Here is a 19,402-nt window from a genome sequence, read left to right on the forward strand (position 1 = left end):
CGCGTTGTCCTTAAGCTTCCATGCCCCGGTGGAGGTTGCCCTGGTGGCCCGAAGTATCATGGGTTCGGGTGCGCACACGGGCGCCGCTGCCATCGAAGCTCCGGCGCAAAGTGTTCGCCCGGCTGACCCTGAAGGCATCCGGTCCGCGAAGGTGGGCACGCCTCCTTCGAAATCGTTCTGGATGCGGGAGACCCCGCTGCTCATGTGCGTCGGGTGATGCGGCGGTACAACAGGACCGCCGGCAGAGACAGCGCCACGGCCACCAACAGGAGCCGGCCCAATAGCGCGGTGCGCGATTGCTGCGGCGGCAGTTGGCCCTGCGCACTGGCCATTGCCCGCGCTAGGGATTGCACCTTGGGATGATCGCGCGGAAGCCACTGGTTGGTGACCTGGTAAATGAAGGCCTCCTTGGTGATATCCTCGTACCGGTAGTCCAAGACCTGAACGACTCCGGGGAGCCCGGGCGGGACGATCCGCGCCTCGAGTGACGGATCCGCCTTGCGTTCCAGAACCAGTTGCAACGTGGTTCGGGTGAGCGCGGCCACGTCGTCGCGGTGGGCAATTTTCCGCGTTTCAATATAGGTTTCGAAGTCCCATCTCTGCGTAATGACCCCATCGGGGGATCCCTGTTGGTCTCGCAGGAACAGGCCCGCGGTGAGGACGCCCTTGGCGTACGTGGGTCCCTGATCGTGGCGCCGGCCCCGGGCGTCGATCAGATACCCGGGGCGATACCACCGAATGTTGGCGGCCTGCGTGGCGTTGGGCGCAGGCGCCCATTCGAACCATGTGTTGGTGGAAAAGTCCGGTTCGATGTGAGTGGAGAGGGCCCGATGGACGCTCAGAAGCTTCGGCAGCTCGGAAAGCGGACGGGTCTGATGGGTGCAGATCAGCCAGACCAGTCCGACCCAGTCCGCAACGCGCGAGGGATACGGCCCCGCATATGCCAGGACCTGGGTATGGACGGGCTCTCCGGTCATGGTCAACCCCTCCTCGACCACAAAGGTGTTGGTTGGATCGCCGTAAATGTCTTGCACGGAGACGGTTCCGAGTTTGATCCCAGGGGGTAGATGAGCTAGTCGGGGGACGGAGGGGTCGGTTTGTGTCCGTGCCCAAAGCACGTAACGGTCTCCCTGAAACACTCCCTCACATGCCAGATGAAACTCCGGTTCCATCGACAGCTCGCCCTTTTCGTTGGGGACAACCGGCGCCCGCGGGCCGTATTCCACCCCGGTACCTCGGACGACCAGAAAGGGGCCGGAAGAAGCGGCGAAGCAACACGGGCTCCCCAGGAGGAGGATCATCCACAATGCCCTGATCACGCCCGGGAAGCTGGAGCCCCGTCTCCGGGCTGTTAAGAAAAAGGAAGCTTTGCGGCCAGCGGAATCGGGCCGCCCTGCTCTCGCCCTGGCGGCACTCCAAGGCGGGAGCTCGACATCCGGGGTCGGACCGCCCCGTTTTGACTCAGCAGGCGTGCAGTTCCATGGGCATCGGTACAGCATGGGGTCACCTCCCTTGATTCAGGGGATGGAACGCGGACAGCCTCGGCCCGGCGCTTCGCAGCCCGCTCGGGTCATCACGGCGCACCATCCCTGTCCATTTACAACACACCGTGGCTGGGAACACTGGCTCGGTCCGCGGCGTCAAGTCGCGGGAAACGACGCCACTGCTGCTCTCCTGGAGCGGTCAAAAAGCTCGCGACTTGGCGTGGGTGTTGGGGTGTACAAGTGGCTGCTTCGAATCCACGGGCCCGTGCCGCCCACGTAAGCCCTAGTATCTTTGTCATCATTGAGCTGCAGGCTGCAGTGTAATCCTTTGCTGGTGACCAGTCGCGCGAACACTGGGGACCCGCCTCACCGAGACCCAAAACCTGCAGGAACCGGCGGCAGTCCTTGCTCCAGTGCCCTCCTTGCGCCTTCAGATTTCACTCTCGAAGATCAGCAACGGGTTGAGCAGCCGTATCCATAACCGCTGAAATAGGAGGAATGTTTCTCCGGATAAGTGCAAAAAAGGCAGCCAAGGTCGATTTGAAAGCTGCAGATTCCCAAGTTAATGTCAAACCGGACAGTGACTCGCTCGCCTTCGTAAACGTCTGTCCTCACGCCGTAACGTACGATTCGATCGCAATGCGCGTTGGGATCCGGGACGTGCGGGGGTGCCGGCAGTCCTGATCGTGCCGGACGTAGCGCGTGCAGGTTTGCCTATTCTCCCAAACAGTGGGACTGTGGCCGCAAACCTTTCCATTGCATTCGGCCCACGCCACATAACTGGCCACGGCCACGCCGTACAGGACAAGCACGGCCAGGGCAGCCGCGCGCCTTCCTGAGCTCTGGGTTTGGGTTCGAGTTTTCATGGGTGCATCATGGTTTCGTGTTTGGTTCAGGGTTGCTCTCCCCGTCAGCGGCCCGAGGACGCCTTCGGAGGAGACAAAGCCGGTGTCATTAGAAACCTTGGATCTACCGCAACTGCCCGCTGAGTTTGCAGGCACCGGTCCGGGCATGGTGCCTCGGGGGCGAACCTCGAGACGCGTGGGCGGGGAATCCAGAAGCGAGTCCCACACCTCGGGTCATGTGTACCGTCGGCAACGCGAAGTGAGCTCGGGCGGCCGGGCGATGTCGTTCCCGGACCTGGAGCGTAGTGGGGAACGCGGGCTCCGTTCGGCGCCAATCGATGAAGTGGCTGGCGCCCGGCGTCGCCACGCAGTCGAGTCGAAGAAAACGCAAATGCCCACCCCTCGCCGGGACTGTGGCGCGCATCAGGCAATGCAATACAGGGATTCATTTTTTCTCAAGCCCGACTCTCTCTCTCTGCTTTGTCAAGTACTTTTTTTTGGTGGACTGGCTGGATGAGGTAGTGTTCGTCAATTGTCAGTTGGGGGGATTTAAGGCGGTTTGGATTTGGGGGTGAATTGGGGTGGGGATTGCCACCAGCGGCTGCACTACAGCGGTTGGGCCAGCAGTTGTTTGAGCTGCAAGAGGAGATCGGCCCGATTGGGTGCCAATACTCGACAGGTGGGCATTGGGACGGTCGCGTCGGTAGCACATCATGTCGCTGCTCCTGATTGGTGCAGTGATCAAGTCCGCCACCTTCGCCTTGGCCCCCGTGAATGCGTGCACCCACGAAATGGAAGCCTGGCGTTTCCGTCGCGGCATCCGGCCAGTCATCCGTGCGCCGATCGGGGTTGGTTGCGTTCCAAGGTCTGCTCGCTTGCCGATGATGGCTGAGTGGCCGCAATACCCGGTGCTGAAGGGATCGGTCGCAGCCGCGGCCTGTGAGAGGCGTCGGAGGCCGAGAAGAAAAGCCACATCCGCAGGCCGGCCATACCGCGGGCGAGCACTCAGAGGCCGCATTTCTGTTGCTGCAAAAACCGTTCCGCCAGGGCCACCGTTCCCCGGAGTCCCACCGGTCATCGAGCACAGTCGGCCGCGCCATGCTTGGATTTTGCCGGCCAGCGAACCGAAGCAGGACGTCCATGGAGACCTTGAGAACTCTGGGAGCTTTTGCCCATCATCGCCCTCGCTGAAGCTGGTCGGAGCCGGGGCACCACGGTGCCACTTGCCGGCGTCATCCCTGCCACTTGATCCCGCGGCGAAGAGGCTGGATTCGGTTGGGCAGCAGGCGCGGTCGCGATGGTGGGTCAACGGGTTTTACCTTCTGGCGCTGCGGTGGACCTCAGGGGTCGAATGCCCGAGGTGTTGCCCGGGCTGACGCATTGAAGCGCCTTCGCCCGGGCCGTGGCGCCCGCGCCAGCCTCGCCTGCTGATTTGTTGCCATCCTTGGACGGTGGATCTGCGCCGGGACCGGGGCGGTGCGCCAACAACCCCTTGGGTGGCAACACGATGGCCGGGGATTTCGGTGCTCGGCCTCAGCCCCACCCGTCGCTTCTACGGCCTCCAGGCTGCATGGCCCCAAGAGTCGGGGGCGCTTTGGCTTTTGATTTGTCATCGGGGCGGCGAGGGCTTAGTGTGCTGTGTCGCGTGGTTCGCTTCGCTTTATGGCCGACGACGTCAAACAGTTGGACGGGGAGCATTTGCTCAGGAATTCGTCGCTTTACCGCGAATTCCAGGCTGAGCGGGAGGAGATTCTCAAGCACAAGTGGATCGAATCGGAGAAGGCCGGCTACGACATCGGGTTCGAACGGGCCCTGACCGATTGGATCCTGAAGCACCGGTCAAAGTGGCGGGCGTATCGCCAATCGTTGGCCCGTGCGGCCCAGGGGCAGGGGGCGGGCGCCGAGTCCCCGGCCGGGGCGCCCGGCTCCCAGGGATCTCCAGGCCCGGGGGCGTCGGAGTCCGAGGCGCAGCCGTCTCCGTAAGTGGCGGCCATGACCACCCGTCAGACCGGCCTGCAACCGGTGCGGCCAGCGGCGGCGGGCAAGCCGCCGGACCGTGAGGGGTGGGGGACTGGTGGTCCCGGCCCGGCGGTGCGGGGTTCTTGAACTGCGTGGAGGGAACGGCGATGGCGGAGCGGATCTTGATCCTGAGCGGGCCGGTGTTGCAGCGGACGCTGGCGCGGATGGCCCACGAAATCGCCGAGGCGAATGAGGACTCCGGTCGGGTCGCATTGGTGGGCATTCAGCGCGGAGGGGTGCAACTGGCCCACCGACTGGCCCGCTTGTTGGAACAGCTTTGGAAACATCCGGTCCCCGTGGGCGCCCTGGATGTGACCATGCACCGCGACGATCTGGACCAGCGCATGGCGCCGGACATGCAACCCACCCTGATTCCCTTCGATGTGACGGACCGGACGGTGGTGCTGGTGGACGATGTGTTGTTCAGCGGGCGCACGATTCGAGCGGCCATGGATGCCCTCAACGATTTCGGCCGACCCCGCCGCATTCAACTGGCCACCCTGATCGACCGCGGCCACCGGGAGTTGCCCATCAAGGCGGACTTCGTGGGCAAAAACGTGCCCACGGCCTTGAACGAGCGGATCGAGGTGGTTCTGTCCGAGACGGGAAACGAGGACGCCGTCTATTTGGAACGGCCATGAGTTGGACGCGCCGCCACCTGCTGGACATCGAATCGCTGACGGCCGAGGAAATCCTCACCGTGCTGGACACGGCGCGCGCCTTCAAGGCCGTGGGCGAACGCACGATCAAGAAAGTGCCCGCCCTGCGCGGCAAGACGGTGATCAATCTGTTCGTGGAACCTTCTACCCGCACCCGGACGAGCTTCGAGATTTCAGAACAGCGTCTTTCGGCCGACATCATCAACTTCACCGCGGAGGCTTCCTCGTTGCGCAAGGGCGAGACCCTCAAGGACACCGCCCGCAATCTGGAGGCCCTCAACGTCGATTTCATCGTGATTCGGCACACGGCGGCGGGCGCGCCCCATTTTCTGGCGCGGGTGTTGCAGGCGCATGTCATCAACGCCGGCGACGGTGCGCATGAGCATCCGACCCAGGCGTTGCTGGACCTTTTCACCATTCGCGAAAAAAAGGGGCGCATCGAAGGGCTGAACGTCACCATCATCGGGGACATCCTGTACAGTCGCGTGGCCCGCTCGGACATCTGGGGCCTGACCAAACTGGGGGCGCGGGTGACGTTGTGCGGACCCACCACGCTAGTGCCGCGGGAGTTCGAGCAACTCGGCTGCCGGATCACCCACAACCTCGAGGAGGCGATTCGAGACGCCGATGTGATCAATCTGTTGCGCATCCAGCACGAACGGCAACGGCGGACCATGTTTCCCGGGATCCACGAGTACACCCAGTTGTTCGGGCTGACTCCGGCCCGGATGGCCCACACCAAACCGGATGTGTTGATCATGCACCCCGGGCCGATCAACCGGGGCGTGGAGATTGACAGTGAAACCGCCGATGGCGAGCGTTCGGTGATCCTGGAGCAGGTGACCAACGGCCTGGCGGTGCGCATGGCCGTGCTTTTTCTGGTCAACGGCGGTCGTGGGCCCCAGGAAGTCGCGGCTGCATGAACCGGTCCCGATCGATTCCCCCGGAATCTTCCGGCAATTCCTGGCAGGGCCGGCCGACCCCGGTCCTGCGCCCGGCCGGTCCGGCACCGGCTCCTGACGAGGGCGAGCGTCCCGGGCGGGTGTTGCGGGGGCTGCTGCGCAAAATTTCGGACACCCCGTTGATCCTGTGGCATTACGTGTCGAATCCCCGCCGCATCGGCGCGGTGGCCCCCAGTTCCGGGTGGCTGGCCCGGGCCATGGCGCGCTGGGTGGAGATTCCCCCGAAAGGCTGGGTGATCGAGTTGGGTGCCGGCACGGGCGCGGTCACCGAAGCGTTGCTGGCCCGCGGCGTCCCGCCGCAGCAGCTGGTGGCGATCGAGACGGTGCCCCGGCTGGTGGAAGTGTTGCGTCGGAGGTTTCCGGAAGTACGGCTGTTGCAGGGCGACGCGCGAAAGTTGACCGAGCTGATCCATGGAGCCCTCGGGCCCAACGCTCCCGTGGCGGCCGTCGTGTCCAGTCTCCCCCTCCGCGCGTTTACGCCGGAAGATCGGGCCCGGGTGGTGCAGGGCATCCGCGCGCTGCTCCCGCCGGGCGGGCGCTGGATCCAGTTTCGATACCGGCTTCGCCACGAGCCCGCGTTGCATTGGGAAGGCTTTCATCTCCGACAGTCCGTGGTCGTCTGGCGCAATATCCCGCCGGCCCGCGTGGTGCTTTACGAGAGGGCCGGAGAGAACGCACACGCTCGGCCTCGGAGTTGAAAGCCCGCCGTGGCGCTCCGGCAGGTTGCGGGTCCCGCCGTGGGTTCCACCGGCGCCCGGCGTTGCGCAGTTCGGGCCCCCAGGGTTCCCGACGCGTGATTCCTGCCCGAGCGGGTGCGGCAAGCAACGAGCTCGCCCGTCGAGCCCTTTCGTGCTTCCGGGACTTTGCGGGCCAACAGACGGGCTTCGTTTTTTGCGCCGGGCACGAATCCTCGCCACCGACGCACGAATCACGGGCCGTGGGTCGCGGTCGCAAAGCACCGCACGTCCCACAGGCATCGGCGGACCGCGAACCGGGCTTGTCAGAGGTGCCCGGCCGAGGGGAGTTTGATGGCCATGAAATCGACCGGTGTGGCGGCGACGGGCTGTCCCTTGCTGACGGACTTGTATCAGTTGACGATGGCCCAGGGGTTTTGGAAGTCGGGCCGGGCCTCGCTCGAGGCGGTGTTCCACCTCTTTTTCCGCGAGAACCCGTTCGGAGGTGGATTTGCGCTGGCCTGTGGGCTGGAGGACGCGGTGCGATACCTGGAAGCCTGGCGGTTTCAGGAGGAGGACCTGGCCTGGCTTGCAAGTCTGGCCGGCCCGGATGGTCGGGCGCTGTTCGATCCGGCCTTTCTCGAGTTCCTCCGCAATCTGCGATTTGAATGCGACGTGGATGCCATCCCCGAGGGCACGGTGGTGTTTCCCCACGAGCCGTTGGTGCGGGTGCAGGGACCGATTCTGCAGGCGCAGTTGATCGAAACCGCCCTGCTTTACTGGATCAATTTCCAAACCTTGATTGCCACCAAGGCCGCTCGAGTATGCCTGGCGGCCGAGGGGACACCGGTGTTCGAGTTTGGTTTGCGTCGGGCGCAGGGCGGAGAGGGGGCGCTGGCGGCGGCGCGGGCCGCGTATGTGGGCGGCTGTGCTGGGACTTCCAACGTGTACGCCGGTCGGCACTGGGGGTTGCCCGTGCGCGGCACGCATGCGCACAGCTGGGTCATGGCCTTCGAGTCGGAGTTGGACGCGTTCCTCGCCTACGCCGAGGCCATGCCGCATAACTGCGTTCTCCTCGTGGACACCTACGACACGCTGACCGGCGTTCAGCATGCCATCGAGGTGGGGCGACGACTGCGGGAACGCGGTTTCGAGTTGTTGGGCATTCGTTTGGACTCCGGCGATTTGACCTGGCTGAGCCGTCAGGCGCGCCGGCTGCTGGATGAAGCGGGATTCTCGCAGACCCGCATCATCGCGAGCAATGACCTGGACGAATACCAAATTGCCCGACTCCGGCACGAGGGGGCGTGCATCGATGCCTGGGGAGTGGGCACCCGACTGGTCACCGGCTGGGAACAGCCGGCCCTGGGCGGGGTGTACAAACTGGCGGCGGTGCGCAAGGCCGATGGTTCATGGCAGCCGCGCATCAAGGTGTCCGAGTCCGCCGCCAAAACCACGACCCCCGGCCGGTTGCAGGTCCGCCGGTTCCAGCAGGGCGAACAGTTCGTGGCCGACGCCATCTACGACCTGGATCAGCCGGAGCCCGAGCATTGGACGATCGTGGATCCAGCGGATGCGACGCGGCGGAAGCGCATCCCTGACGGGTTGCCGGGGACGGATCTCCTGGTGCCGGTGTTCCGCCGCGGGCGGCGCGTCATGGAGCTGCCGGAGTTGGAGGCCATCCGGCTGCGGGCGCAGGACCAGTTGCGGCGGCTGGATCGCGGTGTGCTCCGGCTGACCGAGCCGTACTCCTATCCTGCGGGACTGGAGCTGGGCCTGCACGAGCGAAAGCTTCAGTTGATTCTGGCCGCCCGCGGCCTGACCGGGTGAGGGAGACCATGCCCGGCGCGGTAGAGTTGGTTCGGGGTGGGACTGGCTCGTGTTTGATGGTTTTGTCGGTGTGAAAGTTGCCCATGGTGCGTTCCATGGCTTGCTGAATCCGCGTCACGTGGGGCGGCTCGATGCGGTGCGGGCCGAAGGCGCCTCTATTCGTCAGCCCGGCGTAACGCCCCGGGGACTCGGCCCGCGAAATCCGCCGTGCCGTGAAAGGGCGCAACTTCATGTTCCCCTCACGAGGGGCGGGCAGGTGTTCAGACCGAGTTCCGCTCCTTCAGGGCCCGATTGCACTGGACGTTCCGGCGGCCTAGGGCGTTGCTTTGGGCTGAAGAATCCCCGCCCCGTTGGGGCGGACATGCGACACGCGGAAGGTGCAAAACATATCCGGATCTGGCGCGGTCAGCGGGAATCAGATTTGGATGGCGTTGGTTTCGAGGATTGCCACTTGCTGGGGAGGAAGCAGGCATCGCCCCGCCCTCCGGTGCGTTTCCAAAGGTGGCCAAGATTGTGATGCGCCTCGCGTCGATCGCGCGAGGCGAATCCACACATCGAAGGCAGATCCATTGGTCAGCCCGGTTTTTCGAGGCCGGGGACCGAGGGGTTGCACCCCCGAGGGCCCGCTTCGGGCCTTGGAATGATTGGCCGGGGTCAAGCCGACCCCCAGGTGGTCGTTCCGCCGCCGTGGCGGGCATGCCCCGACTTGTGTGTCCCACCCGGGCCTTTTTTCACGGCGGGGCGCAGTCCGGGTTGCGGCCGGCCGCAAACGGGCTCAAGTTGAGCGCGTATGCGCTGCCTGTTGTTGGTGGATCTGCAAAACGACTTCCTGCCCGGGGGCGCCCTGCCGGTTCCGGAGGGCGATGCGGTTTTGCCGGTGATCAACCGGATACAGCCTCAATTCGATTTGATCGTCGCCACGCAGGATTGGCATCCGCCCGATCACCTGAGTTTTGCAGCCAATCATCCCGGTCGGCGCGTCGGTGAGGTGATCGAGCTGGACGGACTGCCCCAGGTGCTCTGGCCGGTGCACTGTGTGCAATTCACCCCCGGGGCCGAACTGGCGCCCGGTCTGGACACGCGGCGCATCGTCCACGTGGTGCGCAAAGGGACGGATCCGCGAATCGACAGTTACAGCGGCTTTTTCGACAATGGCCATCGCCGTTCCACGGGCCTGGCGGATTTCCTGCGCCAGCAACAGGTCCGGGAACTTTACGTGGCGGGCCTGGCCACCGACTACTGCGTGCGGGCCACGGCGCTGGACGCGGTGCAGCTGGGGTTTCCCACCTATCTGATCACCGATGCCTGTCGCGGCGTGAATCTGAAGCCGGGCGACGTGGACCGTGCCCTGGAAGAGATGGCCCGAGCGGGTGTGCGCCTTTTGCGCAGCAGCGAGCTGGTCGGGCCCTGAGGCGGGGGCACGGTTGTCCGGGCCTTCTCCTGCGCCGCATCGGGTGGGCCGCACAAAAGTCCGGCGCGCACAACAGCATTGCGTTCGGATGCGCGCTTCGCTCTTTTGGCCGGGTGCAACTGAGCTGGCATCGCGTGAATCTCAAGCTGGTGCATGCCTGGCAGATCGCCAGTGCACCGCCCACCCGCCATCAACCGGTGGTGATCGTGCAACTGCGCGATGCGACCGGGCTCGTGGGCTGGGGCGAGGCGGCCCCCTCGCTGCGGTACGGCGAGGATGTGGCCGCCGTGGAGCGGTTCCTCGCCCGCGTCGACCCGCAGCGGCTCCGTTTCGAGGATTTGGTGGGCAGCCGACGGTATCTGGAGAGTTTGGAACCCGGGCCGGCTGCCGCGCGCTGTGCCCTCGACGTTGCGTTGTGGGACGGAGCGGCCCGCAGGGCCTGCCAGCCTTTGCATGACTTTCTGGGCCTGGGCTTCGAGGAGGGTCGGCACGTGAGTTCCTTTACCATCGGTCTGGACACGCCGGAAATGGTGCAGGCAAAGGTGCGGGCAGCCACCGGATACCCCGTCCTGAAGATCAAACTGGGTACGCCGCGCGACGCGGAGATCCTGCGTGCGGTGCGCGCAGCGGCTCCGGCCGTGCGATTGCGGGTGGACGCCAACGAGGGCTGGCCGACCCGGGAGGAGGCGCTGCGTCGGTTGGAATGGTTGGCGCAGGATCCTGCGATCGAGTTCGTGGAACAGCCGATGCCGGCCGATCGGCCGCTCGAGGACTGGATCTGGTTGAAAGAGCGGTCTCCGTTGCCCCTGATCGCGGATGAGTCCTGTCGCACAGAGGCGGATGTGCCGCGCTGTGCCGAAGGGTTTCACGGGGTGAATGTGAAGCTGGTCAAAACGGGCGGTCTGACGGGCGCGCGGGCCGCGCTGGAGCGGGCGCGTTCGTGCGGGTTGCGGACCATGCTCGGCTGCATGATCGAGAGCAGCGTGGGCATCAGCGCCGCCGCGCATCTGGCGGCTCTGTGCGACTTTTTGGATCTGGACGGCAATGTCTTGATCGGCAACGACCCGTTTCTCGGGGTGGGCAACGAACAGGGGCACCTCACCTTTGCCCATGCCCCGGAGCCATGGGGCTTGCGGGTGGCGTTGCGTCCCGGGGTGGCATGGCCGCCCGAATCCGCCTGAGCCGGCGCAGTGAAGACGTGGCGGCGTCCGGGGGCGGAAGACACGCGATTGGGAAATCAACGCGGCCCCGCGCTTGAGTTGTGGAGGAAACGTCCGATGGATAGCATCGGATCCGAACAAAACCGTGAAACACCTGTTGAGCATTGAATCGCTGAACGCTTCGGACATTGAGCAGTTGCTGGCCGAGGCGAAGGTCATGAAGCGCGAGCGGGGCCGCCACGCTGCAGAACCACTGCGGGGCCAGACGTGGGCGATGATCTTCTCCAAATCCTCCACGCGCACGCGCGTGTCGTTCGAGGTGGGCATTCGGGAACTGGGCGGGCAGGTCATTTTCCTCAATGCCAGCGACATTCAGTTGGGGCGGGGCGAGCCGATTTGCGACACGGCGCGCGTCCTGGGCCGCATGGTGCACGGGACCGTGTTTCGGACCTTTGCCCAGGCGGATGTCGAGGAATTCGCCCGCTACGCCGGCATCCCCACCATCAACGCGCTGACCGACGAGGAACATCCCTGCCAGATTCTGGCGGACCTCTTTACGATTCAGGAGAAACAGCCCGGCCCATGGTCGCAGAAAGTGATCACCTTCGTGGGCGACGGGCAGTGCAACGTGGCCAACTCGTGGATTTTCGCCGCGGGCCGATTGGGTTTTGAACTGCGAGTGGCCGCGCCGCCCGCGTTTCAACCCACCCCGGCACTGCTGCAACGGGCCGGCGGGCGGGTCCGATGCGTCGAGGACCCCCGGGCAGCGGCCACCGGCGCGGACGTGTTGTACACCGACGTGTGGGTTTCCATGGGCAAAGAGGCCGAGGCCGCCGAGCGATTGCGACAGTTGGCCGGTTACCAGATCAACGACGCCCTGGTGGCCAGGGCCAAACCCGGTGCCCTCGTGATGCACTGCCTGCCGGCTTACCGGGGCAAGGAAATCGACGCCGGCACCTTCGAGGCCCACGCGCAGACCATTTTCGATCAAGCGGAGAACCGTCTCCACGTGCAAAAGGCCATCCTGGCCTGGGTGGTGCGCTAGTCCGCGCGCGTGGGCTGCCTGTCCTGCGAATCGAGGTGCGGGACCGGCCGCTTGCTGGTCCGGATGCCGTGGGGTGTCCTTGCCATCGACCGCGAGGTCTTGGAGATTGAGTTTGCCATGGGCAGTCCCAACCCGATCTCCAAAGGCTGGCGTGCGGAAGCAGGGATGCCGGGGAAGCGCATATTCGGTTCGCGGTGGATCGAGCCCGGCTCGTGGGTCGATGGCATGGGTTCGAAAACCCCCACCTTGCGCGGCTGCCTTGCCGGATCGGTCCGGCGTGCCGTGACCCGGATGGTGTACCTGTTGTGGGCCCTGAGCCTGATCACGCTCACGGCCCAAACCGTTCCGCTCATCCCCCCGGCCAGCGTCTGGCGCTGGCTTCCCGGCACCAACGAAGCGTCACGACCCGATCCCGCCGCCTGGCGTCTGCCCGAGTTCAACGACTCCGCATGGCCCGAAGCGCCCATGCCCTTTTGGTATGGGGACCGCCAACCGGACCCGGGCACGGAGTTAACCACCATGCGGTACAACTACACCTGCATCTTCCTCCGACGAAGTTTCGTTGTGGCAAATCCCTCGGCGGTGGTGGGGCTCCGCCTGTACGCATTGAGCGACGACGGGTTCATCGCCTGGCTCAACGGGGTCGAGGTGGCCCGGTTCAACATGCCCGACGGCTTTGTGCCCTACAACGGCACCTCGTTGCCGGCGTTGCCGGAGCCGTTGATCGGTGAGAGTTACGAACTGGGACCTCCGAACGTGCTGTTGCGCCCCGGGACGAACGTCCTGGCCGTGCAAGCGTTCAATTCCAGCCTCGGGAACTCCTCGGACTTTGTCATCCACGTGGATTTGGAGGCCGAATTCGACGATAGCCCGCCGTTGCTCACCCTGATCTGGCCGCCCCCCGACAGCCGACTGCAAGAGCTCCGTCGCATCGAAGTGGGGTTTTCCGAACCGGTGACCGGAGTGGATGCGGCGGACCTGCGGGTCAACGGCGTTCCGGCCACGAACCTCGTGCTCGTCGGCCCGGACCAGTACGTGTTCGAGTTTCCGCCGCCGCCTCCCGGGCCCGTGGCAGTGGAATGGTCCACGGGCCATGGGATCACCGATCCGGTGGGTTGGCCGCTGGACGCTCGCGGGTGGTCCTACACGATCGATCCTTCCGCCGCGGTCCGCAGCGTCTGGATCAACGAGTTCCTCGCCTCCAACAGCGGCCGGTTGCCCGATGCGGTGCGCGACGAACTCGGCAACAGCCCGGACTGGATCGAACTCTTCAACGCCGGCGACTCGTGGTTGGATCTGGGCGGATGGTCCCTGACCGACAACGCCGCGCAGCCGGCCAAGTGGCGCTTCCCCGCCGGCACGCTGGTCGGGCCGCGCAGCTACATGCTCGTCCTGGCCTCGGGACGCGACACCAATGTGCAGGGCCGTCTGCACACCAATTTTCGTCTCTCAGCCAGCCCGGGTTATTTGGGGCTGTTCACGCCCAATGGCGAGCCGGTCTCCGTGTTCAGTCCAAGTTACCCCCAGCAATACACCGACGTTTCCTACGGTCGCGACCGACTGGAGCCCCAGTTGTTGGGCTATTTCACCCAGCCCACGCCCGGCGCGCCCAACGCCACTCGAGGTGCCGGATTCGGCCCCGAGGTCCGGGCCTCGCGCGTTTCGGGGACCTTTCTCGATCCCTTCACCCTGAGCCTGACCGTGCCCGACCCCAATGCGTGGGAAATCCGCTATCTGCTGATCACCACCAACGTGCCCGCCTCCAGCCCGGCGCCCACCAACGTGCCCACCACCACGTCCCCCCTCTACACCGGGCCCATCAGCATCACCAACACGGTGATCGTGCGCGCCCGCGCCTTTCCCAAACAGCCCGGATTCTTTCCCGGACCGCCCGCGAGTTTCCTGTATGTGCGGCTCGGTGCGGCGGCGGCAGCGTTTACCTCCCCCCTGCCCATTCTGCTCATTCATAACCTGGGCGGCGGGGCCTTCCCCAGCACCCAGCCCCGACTGGACCGGGAAAGCATTCTCATGGTGTTCCATCCCATCGGCGGGATTGCCTCCCTGACCAACCCGCCCGCCTTGGTGACGCGGGCCGGGGTCAATGTCCGCGGCAGCAGCACTGCAGGCCTGCCTCAGAAAAGTTACGCAGTGGAAACCTGGGACGAGTTCAACGACGACCGCGATGTGGAGCTTCTGGAGATGCCGGCGGAATCGGACTGGGTGTTGTACGGCCAAAACCTCTTCGACCCCTCCTTTCTGCACAATCCGCTGGCTCACGCGTGGAGTCGGGCCATCGGCCGATACTCGCCGCGGACGCGCTTTGCCGAGGTGTTCGTGAACACCACGGGCGGTCAGGTGCAGTTCAATGCCCCCGCCGGAGGCGACTACCACGGCCTCTACACCGTGCTGGAAAAGATCAAGCGCAACGATCAGCGGGTCAACATCGCCCGGCTGGAGGCGGGGGTGACGAACCTTCCGGCATTGACCGGGGGTTACCTGCTCAAGGTCGATCGCGCCGATGCCGATGAACGCACGTTTTACGATCCTTACCTGGAAACCAGCATCGTGTATGTGGATCCCCCCGGGCCGGACATGATGACGCCGGCGCGCTCCGCCCAGGCCCAGTACATCCAGAACTATCTCCTGAACTTTGGGGCCGCCCTCACCAGCGCGGAGTGGACCAATCCCGTCACCGGCTACCATGCGTGGATCGACGTGCCTTCCTGGATCGATCACCACCTGCTGAATGTGTTGGCGCTGAACGTCGATGCCCTGCGGTTGAGTGCCTACTTTTTCAAGGAGCGAGAACGCAAACTCGAGATGGGACCGTTGTGGGATTTCGACCGGGCCATGGGGACCTCGGGGGGCGGCGACCTGCGGGCGTTCAATCCGCGCTCCTGGATGGGCTCGGTGGGCCTGGGCGGCGGCAGTGATTACGGCACGGACTTTTTCAATGCGGCGAATGTCTTTCCCAACGGCTGGTATCGGCGCCTGTTCCGCGATCCCGATTTCTGGCAGGCATGGATCGATCGGTGGCAGGAACTGCGGCCGGGCCCGCTCCACACCAATGCGCTGTTTGCGCTGGTCGATGAGATGACCAATCAGATCGCGGCCGTGCACACCCGGCAGACCCAGCGATGGTCCGGGTCCGCTCCGCGCTCCGGCACCGTCAGTTCCGCGGGGTACTCGCACTGGTTCCCCGGCACTTATGCGGGCGAGATCGCGTTTTTGAAACGCTGGCTGGCCGACCGCGTGCATTTCATCGACACCAACTTCCTGGCTCCTCCGCAGCTGGATTGGCCGGCCGGCGCGGTGGCCACGGGAACTGTGGTGCGGCTGTACTCGGGCCCCGTGCCACCTGGCACGGTTACGTATTACACCCTGGACGGCTCCGACCCGCGGGCGCCGGGCGGGGCCATTGCATCTGGCGCCCGGAGCGGAGCGGGGGAGATCTCCCTGACGATCACGTCGAATGTTCGCGTGGTGGCCCGGAATTACAACCCCCAGCATCGCAACCTCACCGGGCTGCGCAACCCTCCGATCTCCAGCCCCTGGTCCGGCCCCGTGACCGCCACGTATGTCGTGGAAACGCCGCCGTTGCTGTTAACCGAGCTCATGTATCATCCCGCCGAGGGAGGCAGCTACGATGCTGAAGAGTACGAGTTCCTGGAGCTGAAGAATCAGGGAACCCGTCCCCTGAGTTTGGCGGGCTTTCAGTTTACGGCGGGTATCGGCTTTGTCTTCGATCCCACCAACAGTCCGCCGGTCCTGGCGCCCGGTGAGTATCTCGTGCTGGTGCGGAATCGCGCTGCATTTCAGGCGCGGTATCCGGGCATCACCAACCTGGCAGGCCCTTACACCGGGGCCTTGGCGAATGAGGGCGAGCGGATTCGGCTGGAGGGCCCCCTGGGGGAAGCCGTTTGGGAGTTCACTTACTCCGACGCGTGGCACCGGACGAGCGACGGTGCAGGGTTCTCGCTGGTGCCCCGGGCGGAGGGGACGGTGATCAGCAGCGCTGCAGCCTGGCGGCCGAGCGCGTCGCCGGGCGGCTCGCCGGGCCGACCGGATCCCGATCCGCCGGACATTCCGCCGGTGCGAATCCACGAGGTGTTGACCCACACCGATCCTCCCCTGGTGGATGCCATCGAGCTCTACAATCCCACGGCGGCCACGGTGGACGTCGGCGGCTGGTTTTTGACGGATGACCGGTCGGTTCCGCGAAAGTACGTGTTCCCGCCACGCAGTCTCCTCCCGCCCTTCGGCTTCCTGGTGGTGGATGCCTCGCAGTTTGGCGCGGGCGCCAGCGGGTTCGAACTCAGCTCGTTGGGCGACGAGGTTTGGCTTTTCTCCGGGGACGGCACCCACCTGACCGGCCATGCCCACGGCTTCCGATTTGGCGCCGCGGCCAATGGGATCAGCTTCGGTCGGCACCTGGACAGTCTGGGCCGCGAGCATTTCGTGGCTCAGGCGGCCAACAGCCTGGGAGCGCCCAACGCGGGACCCCGGGTGGGGCCGGTGGTAATCCACGAGATCATGTTCGAACCACCGCCGTCTCTCGGTTACGCCGACACGCTGCATGAGTATGTGGAGCTGCGCAATCTGACGGATCAGCCGATCCCCTTGTACGATCCCGTGTACCCGACCAACACCTGGCGGTTGGAGGGGGTGGGATACGTGTTCCCGACCGGTGTGGTCCTGGCGCCCCAGGGCTATTTGTTGGTGGTGAGCTTCGATCCCCAGCGCGATCCGGGCGCACGGGCTATGTTTCGTCAACGCTACAACCTGGCCGATTCCGTGATGCTGGTCGGCCCCATGCCCGGCAAACTCGCCAATGAGGGCGAGCGCCTCCAGCTACTCCGTCCGGATCCACCCCAGACCCTGCCCAACCCGTTCATCGGTTACGTGCCCTACGTGTTGGTGGACGAGGTGGAGTATCTGCCGGGCCCGCCCTGGCCGTCGGGCGCCGCCGGGACGGGCCTGTCATTGCAACGCCGGGTCGGGCACGCGTTCGGGAATGATCCGGCTCATTGGGAAACGGCTCCTCCGACGCCCGGGGCTCCGAATTACTCCGCGGCGCAGAACGACGCAGACGAAGACGGGTTGCCTGATGCCTGGGAAACGGCGCATGGGCTCGATCCGGGCCGGGCCGTTGGCGAGGATGGAGCCGCGGGAGACCCGGATGGCGATGGCATGACCAACGCGCAAGAGTATGTGGCGGGGACGCATCCGCGGGATTCGACATCGCTCCTGCGTCTGGAAGGCCTGGGACGATCGGGTGACTTCATCCTGCTTGAGTTCGAAGCCCAGCCCGGCCGTGTGTATGAGTTGTGGGGGGCGGATCGGATCGAAGGTCCCTGGCAGGTTCTCCGCGTACTGGGGCCGCAACCGGACCGGCAGACTTTGCGCATTGAAGACGAGGCCGGCGAGGCGTCGCAGCGGTACTACCGACTGAGAGTGCGCTTCGGACCTTGAAAAACAACCGCACCAGGACCTTCGCCTCCCACCGACGGGCAAAGATCCGGCACAGCATGAGACAGACTCGGGGGCGCGAACCGTTGCCCACAGGTTCGGCGCCATCGAGCCCGGAGGTCGAGCCCACGCGAGCTTGCCGGGTCTCGAGATCTCGAAGGGGGCGAACTCGAACGCCATGTCCCGCGTGCGTGGAGGCCGCGGGCAGGGATCTCGGCCCTGCGGCGAGCCGCGGTTTCATGGGTTTGTTTCCACGTCACGGGGCTGTCCGATGGCGCGTTCGAACCGGGCCTGGGCCACCACGAAGTCGCGAAGGGCCTGGGCGTGAATGGATCGGGCTTCGGTCAGGGCGGTCTGTGCACTCAGCACATCGAGTTGGGTGCCCGTTCCCGCAGAGGCCCGTGCTTGGGCCAGGCGCAGGGCTTCCTCGGCTTGTTCCTGGACCTTGAGGGTGGACTGCAGGACTTCGCGAGCCTCCACCAGCCGCGAATAGGCGGTGCGAACCTCCAGTTCGATGCGACGCTGCGCGTCTTCGATCTCGACTTGCGCGCGCGCCTGGCGGGCGCGGGCCTCGACAAGTTTGCCGCGGGAAAGCCCCCCGTCGAACAGGTTCCATCGCATTTGCGCCCCCACGACCCATCCATCGATGACCCGATCGAGCTCGTCCCGGAAGTTGGGGCTGTGGGCATCATAGCCGGCGAACAGTTCCAGCGCGGGCTTGAAGGCGGCCCGGGCCTGGCGGACCGATTCGGCCTGCAGTGCCTCGGCATGACGCAACACGGCCAGCTCGCTGCGATGTTCCAGGGCCTGTCGGAGGGCTGCGTTCAGCTCCGGCAGGCCGGGGGGAGGCTCCAGGCGATCCGCCAGTTCCAACGGCAGATCTTCGGAGAATCCGGCGGGGACGTCGAAGCCCAGCAGGTGCGCCAGGTTTTGTTTGGCAATGCGCAGGCTGTTTCGGGCCCGGCTCAGTCGGGGCCGGGCATTCGCGAGTTCCACTTCCGCCCGCAGCACATTGAACCGCGGCACGGTGCCGGCCTCGAATCGTTGCCGGGTCTGTCGCAGTTCCTCCTCCAGCAACTCCACGGAGGCTTGATGGACCCGGACCATCTCCGCTGCCAGCAACACATCAGCGTACGCGGTGCGCACCGCCAGTACCGTGTCGGCCACTGCGGTATCATAGGCGGCCCGGGCTTGTTGCTCGGTGAGCCGGGCAGAGCGCCACGCCGAGCGGAGTCGACCGCCCTCATAAACGCTCTGCACCAGGCGCACACCGGCCGACCAGGCCTCGTTGGGGATTTGAATGGGCAGGCCGACCACGGGAAACTGTTCCACACCCCCGGCGTCGCGTGCCGTGTATTGGGCCGTGGCCTGAAGCTTGGGGATGACCACGGCCCGTGTTTGGATGGCCACCCCGGTGGCCGCTTCCAGGTCCTGGCGCGCCTTGCGCACCTCGGCATTTTGCTCCAAGGCAAGATTCAACGCATCCGCCAGGGTCAACGGTTGTGTGGGCCATTGCCCCGGATCTCCCGGCGCGGTGTATCCGGCAACCGTCACAAGCCACCCGACCGCACCCAACAACCTGCAAAGTGCTTTCATACGAGTCCCTGTTTTCTGACAGCTACGCTGAGCCGCGACGCGGCAAGCGGTTACGTTTTGCGAGGCAGGTTGGGCCCGGGTGCTCCTCCGGGGCAAGGTCCAATGCCGGACTGTGTGGTGATGCACCGCCCGGCCGGGATCAGCCGCGGCGAACGCGCGGAGGGCAAAACGCGGGGAGCAGCCCCCGGACGACGCGGACGCCAGGTCCATGAGGCGGGTTTGGAGGAAACGGCGAAGTCGGGCCCAGA

Annotated in this window: 12 protein-coding genes; 9 read left to right on the forward strand and 3 right to left on the reverse strand. The window is 65.3% G+C overall.

Annotation, left to right across the window (positions count from 1 at the left end):
• Positions 1-200: 200 nt before the first annotated feature.
• Both ACPDIT_RS11315 and ACPDIT_RS11320 read right to left on the reverse strand, forming a co-directional pair.
• Positions 201-1,034, reverse strand: a complete 834-nt coding sequence (locus tag ACPDIT_RS11315) for a hypothetical protein (protein ID WP_423443552.1) — start codon at positions 1,032-1,034, stop codon at positions 201-203.
• Positions 1,035-2,095: 1,061 nt separating this feature from the next.
• Positions 2,096-2,350, reverse strand: coding sequence for a hypothetical protein (locus ACPDIT_RS11320; protein WP_423443554.1), 255 nt, complete (start codon positions 2,348-2,350; stop codon positions 2,096-2,098).
• Positions 2,351-3,991: 1,641 nt separating this feature from the next.
• Here ACPDIT_RS11320 and ACPDIT_RS11325 point away from each other — a divergent pair.
• The 9 genes from ACPDIT_RS11325 (at position 3,992) to ACPDIT_RS11365 (ending at position 17,561) form a co-directional block, all read left to right on the forward strand.
• The gene (locus tag ACPDIT_RS11325; protein WP_423443556.1) at positions 3,992-4,312 is read left to right on the forward strand and encodes a hypothetical protein; all 321 of its coding nucleotides are present in this window, start codon (positions 3,992-3,994) and stop codon (positions 4,310-4,312) included.
• Between the two features lie 143 nt (positions 4,313-4,455).
• The gene (pyrR, locus tag ACPDIT_RS11330; protein WP_423443557.1) at positions 4,456-4,989 is read left to right on the forward strand and encodes a bifunctional pyr operon transcriptional regulator/uracil phosphoribosyltransferase PyrR; all 534 of its coding nucleotides are present in this window, start codon (positions 4,456-4,458) and stop codon (positions 4,987-4,989) included.
• Positions 4,986-5,930, forward strand: a complete 945-nt coding sequence (locus ACPDIT_RS11335; protein WP_423443558.1) for an aspartate carbamoyltransferase catalytic subunit — start codon at positions 4,986-4,988, stop codon at positions 5,928-5,930. The genes pyrR and ACPDIT_RS11335 overlap by 4 nt, the downstream gene beginning before the upstream one ends.
• Entirely contained in the window at positions 5,927-6,667 is a 741-nt protein-coding gene (locus ACPDIT_RS11340) for a class I SAM-dependent methyltransferase (RefSeq protein WP_423443560.1), read from the forward strand. Before ACPDIT_RS11335 ends, ACPDIT_RS11340 begins: the two co-directional genes overlap by 4 nt.
• Positions 6,668-7,003: 336 nt before the next feature.
• A complete protein-coding gene (locus tag ACPDIT_RS11345) occupies positions 7,004-8,473 on the forward strand; it encodes a nicotinate phosphoribosyltransferase (protein WP_423443562.1) in 1,470 nt (489 codons plus the stop codon).
• Between the two features lie 790 nt (positions 8,474-9,263).
• A complete protein-coding gene (gene pncA / locus ACPDIT_RS11350) occupies positions 9,264-9,884 on the forward strand; it encodes a bifunctional nicotinamidase/pyrazinamidase (protein ID WP_423443564.1) in 621 nt (206 codons plus the stop codon).
• A 134-nt stretch (positions 9,885-10,018) separates the two neighbouring features.
• A complete protein-coding gene (locus ACPDIT_RS11355) occupies positions 10,019-11,065 on the forward strand; it encodes a dipeptide epimerase (RefSeq protein ID WP_423443566.1) in 1,047 nt (348 codons plus the stop codon).
• A 124-nt stretch (positions 11,066-11,189) separates the two neighbouring features.
• Entirely contained in the window at positions 11,190-12,089 is a 900-nt protein-coding gene (gene argF, locus ACPDIT_RS11360; protein WP_423443568.1) for an ornithine carbamoyltransferase, read from the forward strand.
• 63 nt (positions 12,090-12,152) lie between these two features.
• The gene (locus ACPDIT_RS11365) at positions 12,153-17,561 is read left to right on the forward strand and encodes a lamin tail domain-containing protein (protein ID WP_423443569.1); all 5,409 of its coding nucleotides are present in this window, start codon (positions 12,153-12,155) and stop codon (positions 17,559-17,561) included.
• A 234-nt stretch (positions 17,562-17,795) separates the two neighbouring features.
• Here the strand turns inward: ACPDIT_RS11365 and ACPDIT_RS11370 are convergent, their stop codons facing one another.
• Positions 17,796-19,154 carry a TolC family protein gene (locus ACPDIT_RS11370; RefSeq protein ID WP_423443571.1) on the reverse strand — a complete coding sequence of 453 codons (1,359 nt, stop codon included), beginning with the start codon at positions 19,152-19,154 and terminating at the stop codon, positions 17,796-17,798.
• Between the last annotated feature and the right edge of the window lie 248 nt (positions 19,155-19,402).

Source organism: Limisphaera sp. VF-2 (assembly GCF_049537125.1).
In the GTDB taxonomy this organism is placed as follows: Bacteria; Verrucomicrobiota; Verrucomicrobiia; order Limisphaerales; family Limisphaeraceae; genus Limisphaera.

Coding starts and splice junctions, on each gene's coding strand:
- ACPDIT_RS11335 (WP_423443558.1), top strand. CDS start 4,986: ATGAGTTGGACGCGCCGCCACCTGCTGGACATCGAATCGCTGACGGCC.
- pyrR (WP_423443557.1), top strand. CDS start 4,456: ATGGCGGAGCGGATCTTGATCCTGAGCGGGCCGGTGTTGCAGCGGACG.
- ACPDIT_RS11325 (WP_423443556.1), top strand. CDS start 3,992: ATGGCCGACGACGTCAAACAGTTGGACGGGGAGCATTTGCTCAGGAAT.
- pncA (WP_423443564.1), top strand. CDS start 9,264: ATGCGCTGCCTGTTGTTGGTGGATCTGCAAAACGACTTCCTGCCCGGG.
- ACPDIT_RS11320 (WP_423443554.1), bottom strand. CDS start 2,350: ATGAAAACTCGAACCCAAACCCAGAGCTCAGGAAGGCGCGCGGCTGCC.
- ACPDIT_RS11365 (WP_423443569.1), top strand. CDS start 12,153: ATGCCGTGGGGTGTCCTTGCCATCGACCGCGAGGTCTTGGAGATTGAG.
- ACPDIT_RS11370 (WP_423443571.1), bottom strand. CDS start 19,154: ATGAAAGCACTTTGCAGGTTGTTGGGTGCGGTCGGGTGGCTTGTGACG.
- ACPDIT_RS11340 (WP_423443560.1), top strand. CDS start 5,927: ATGAACCGGTCCCGATCGATTCCCCCGGAATCTTCCGGCAATTCCTGG.
- ACPDIT_RS11345 (WP_423443562.1), top strand. CDS start 7,004: ATGAAATCGACCGGTGTGGCGGCGACGGGCTGTCCCTTGCTGACGGAC.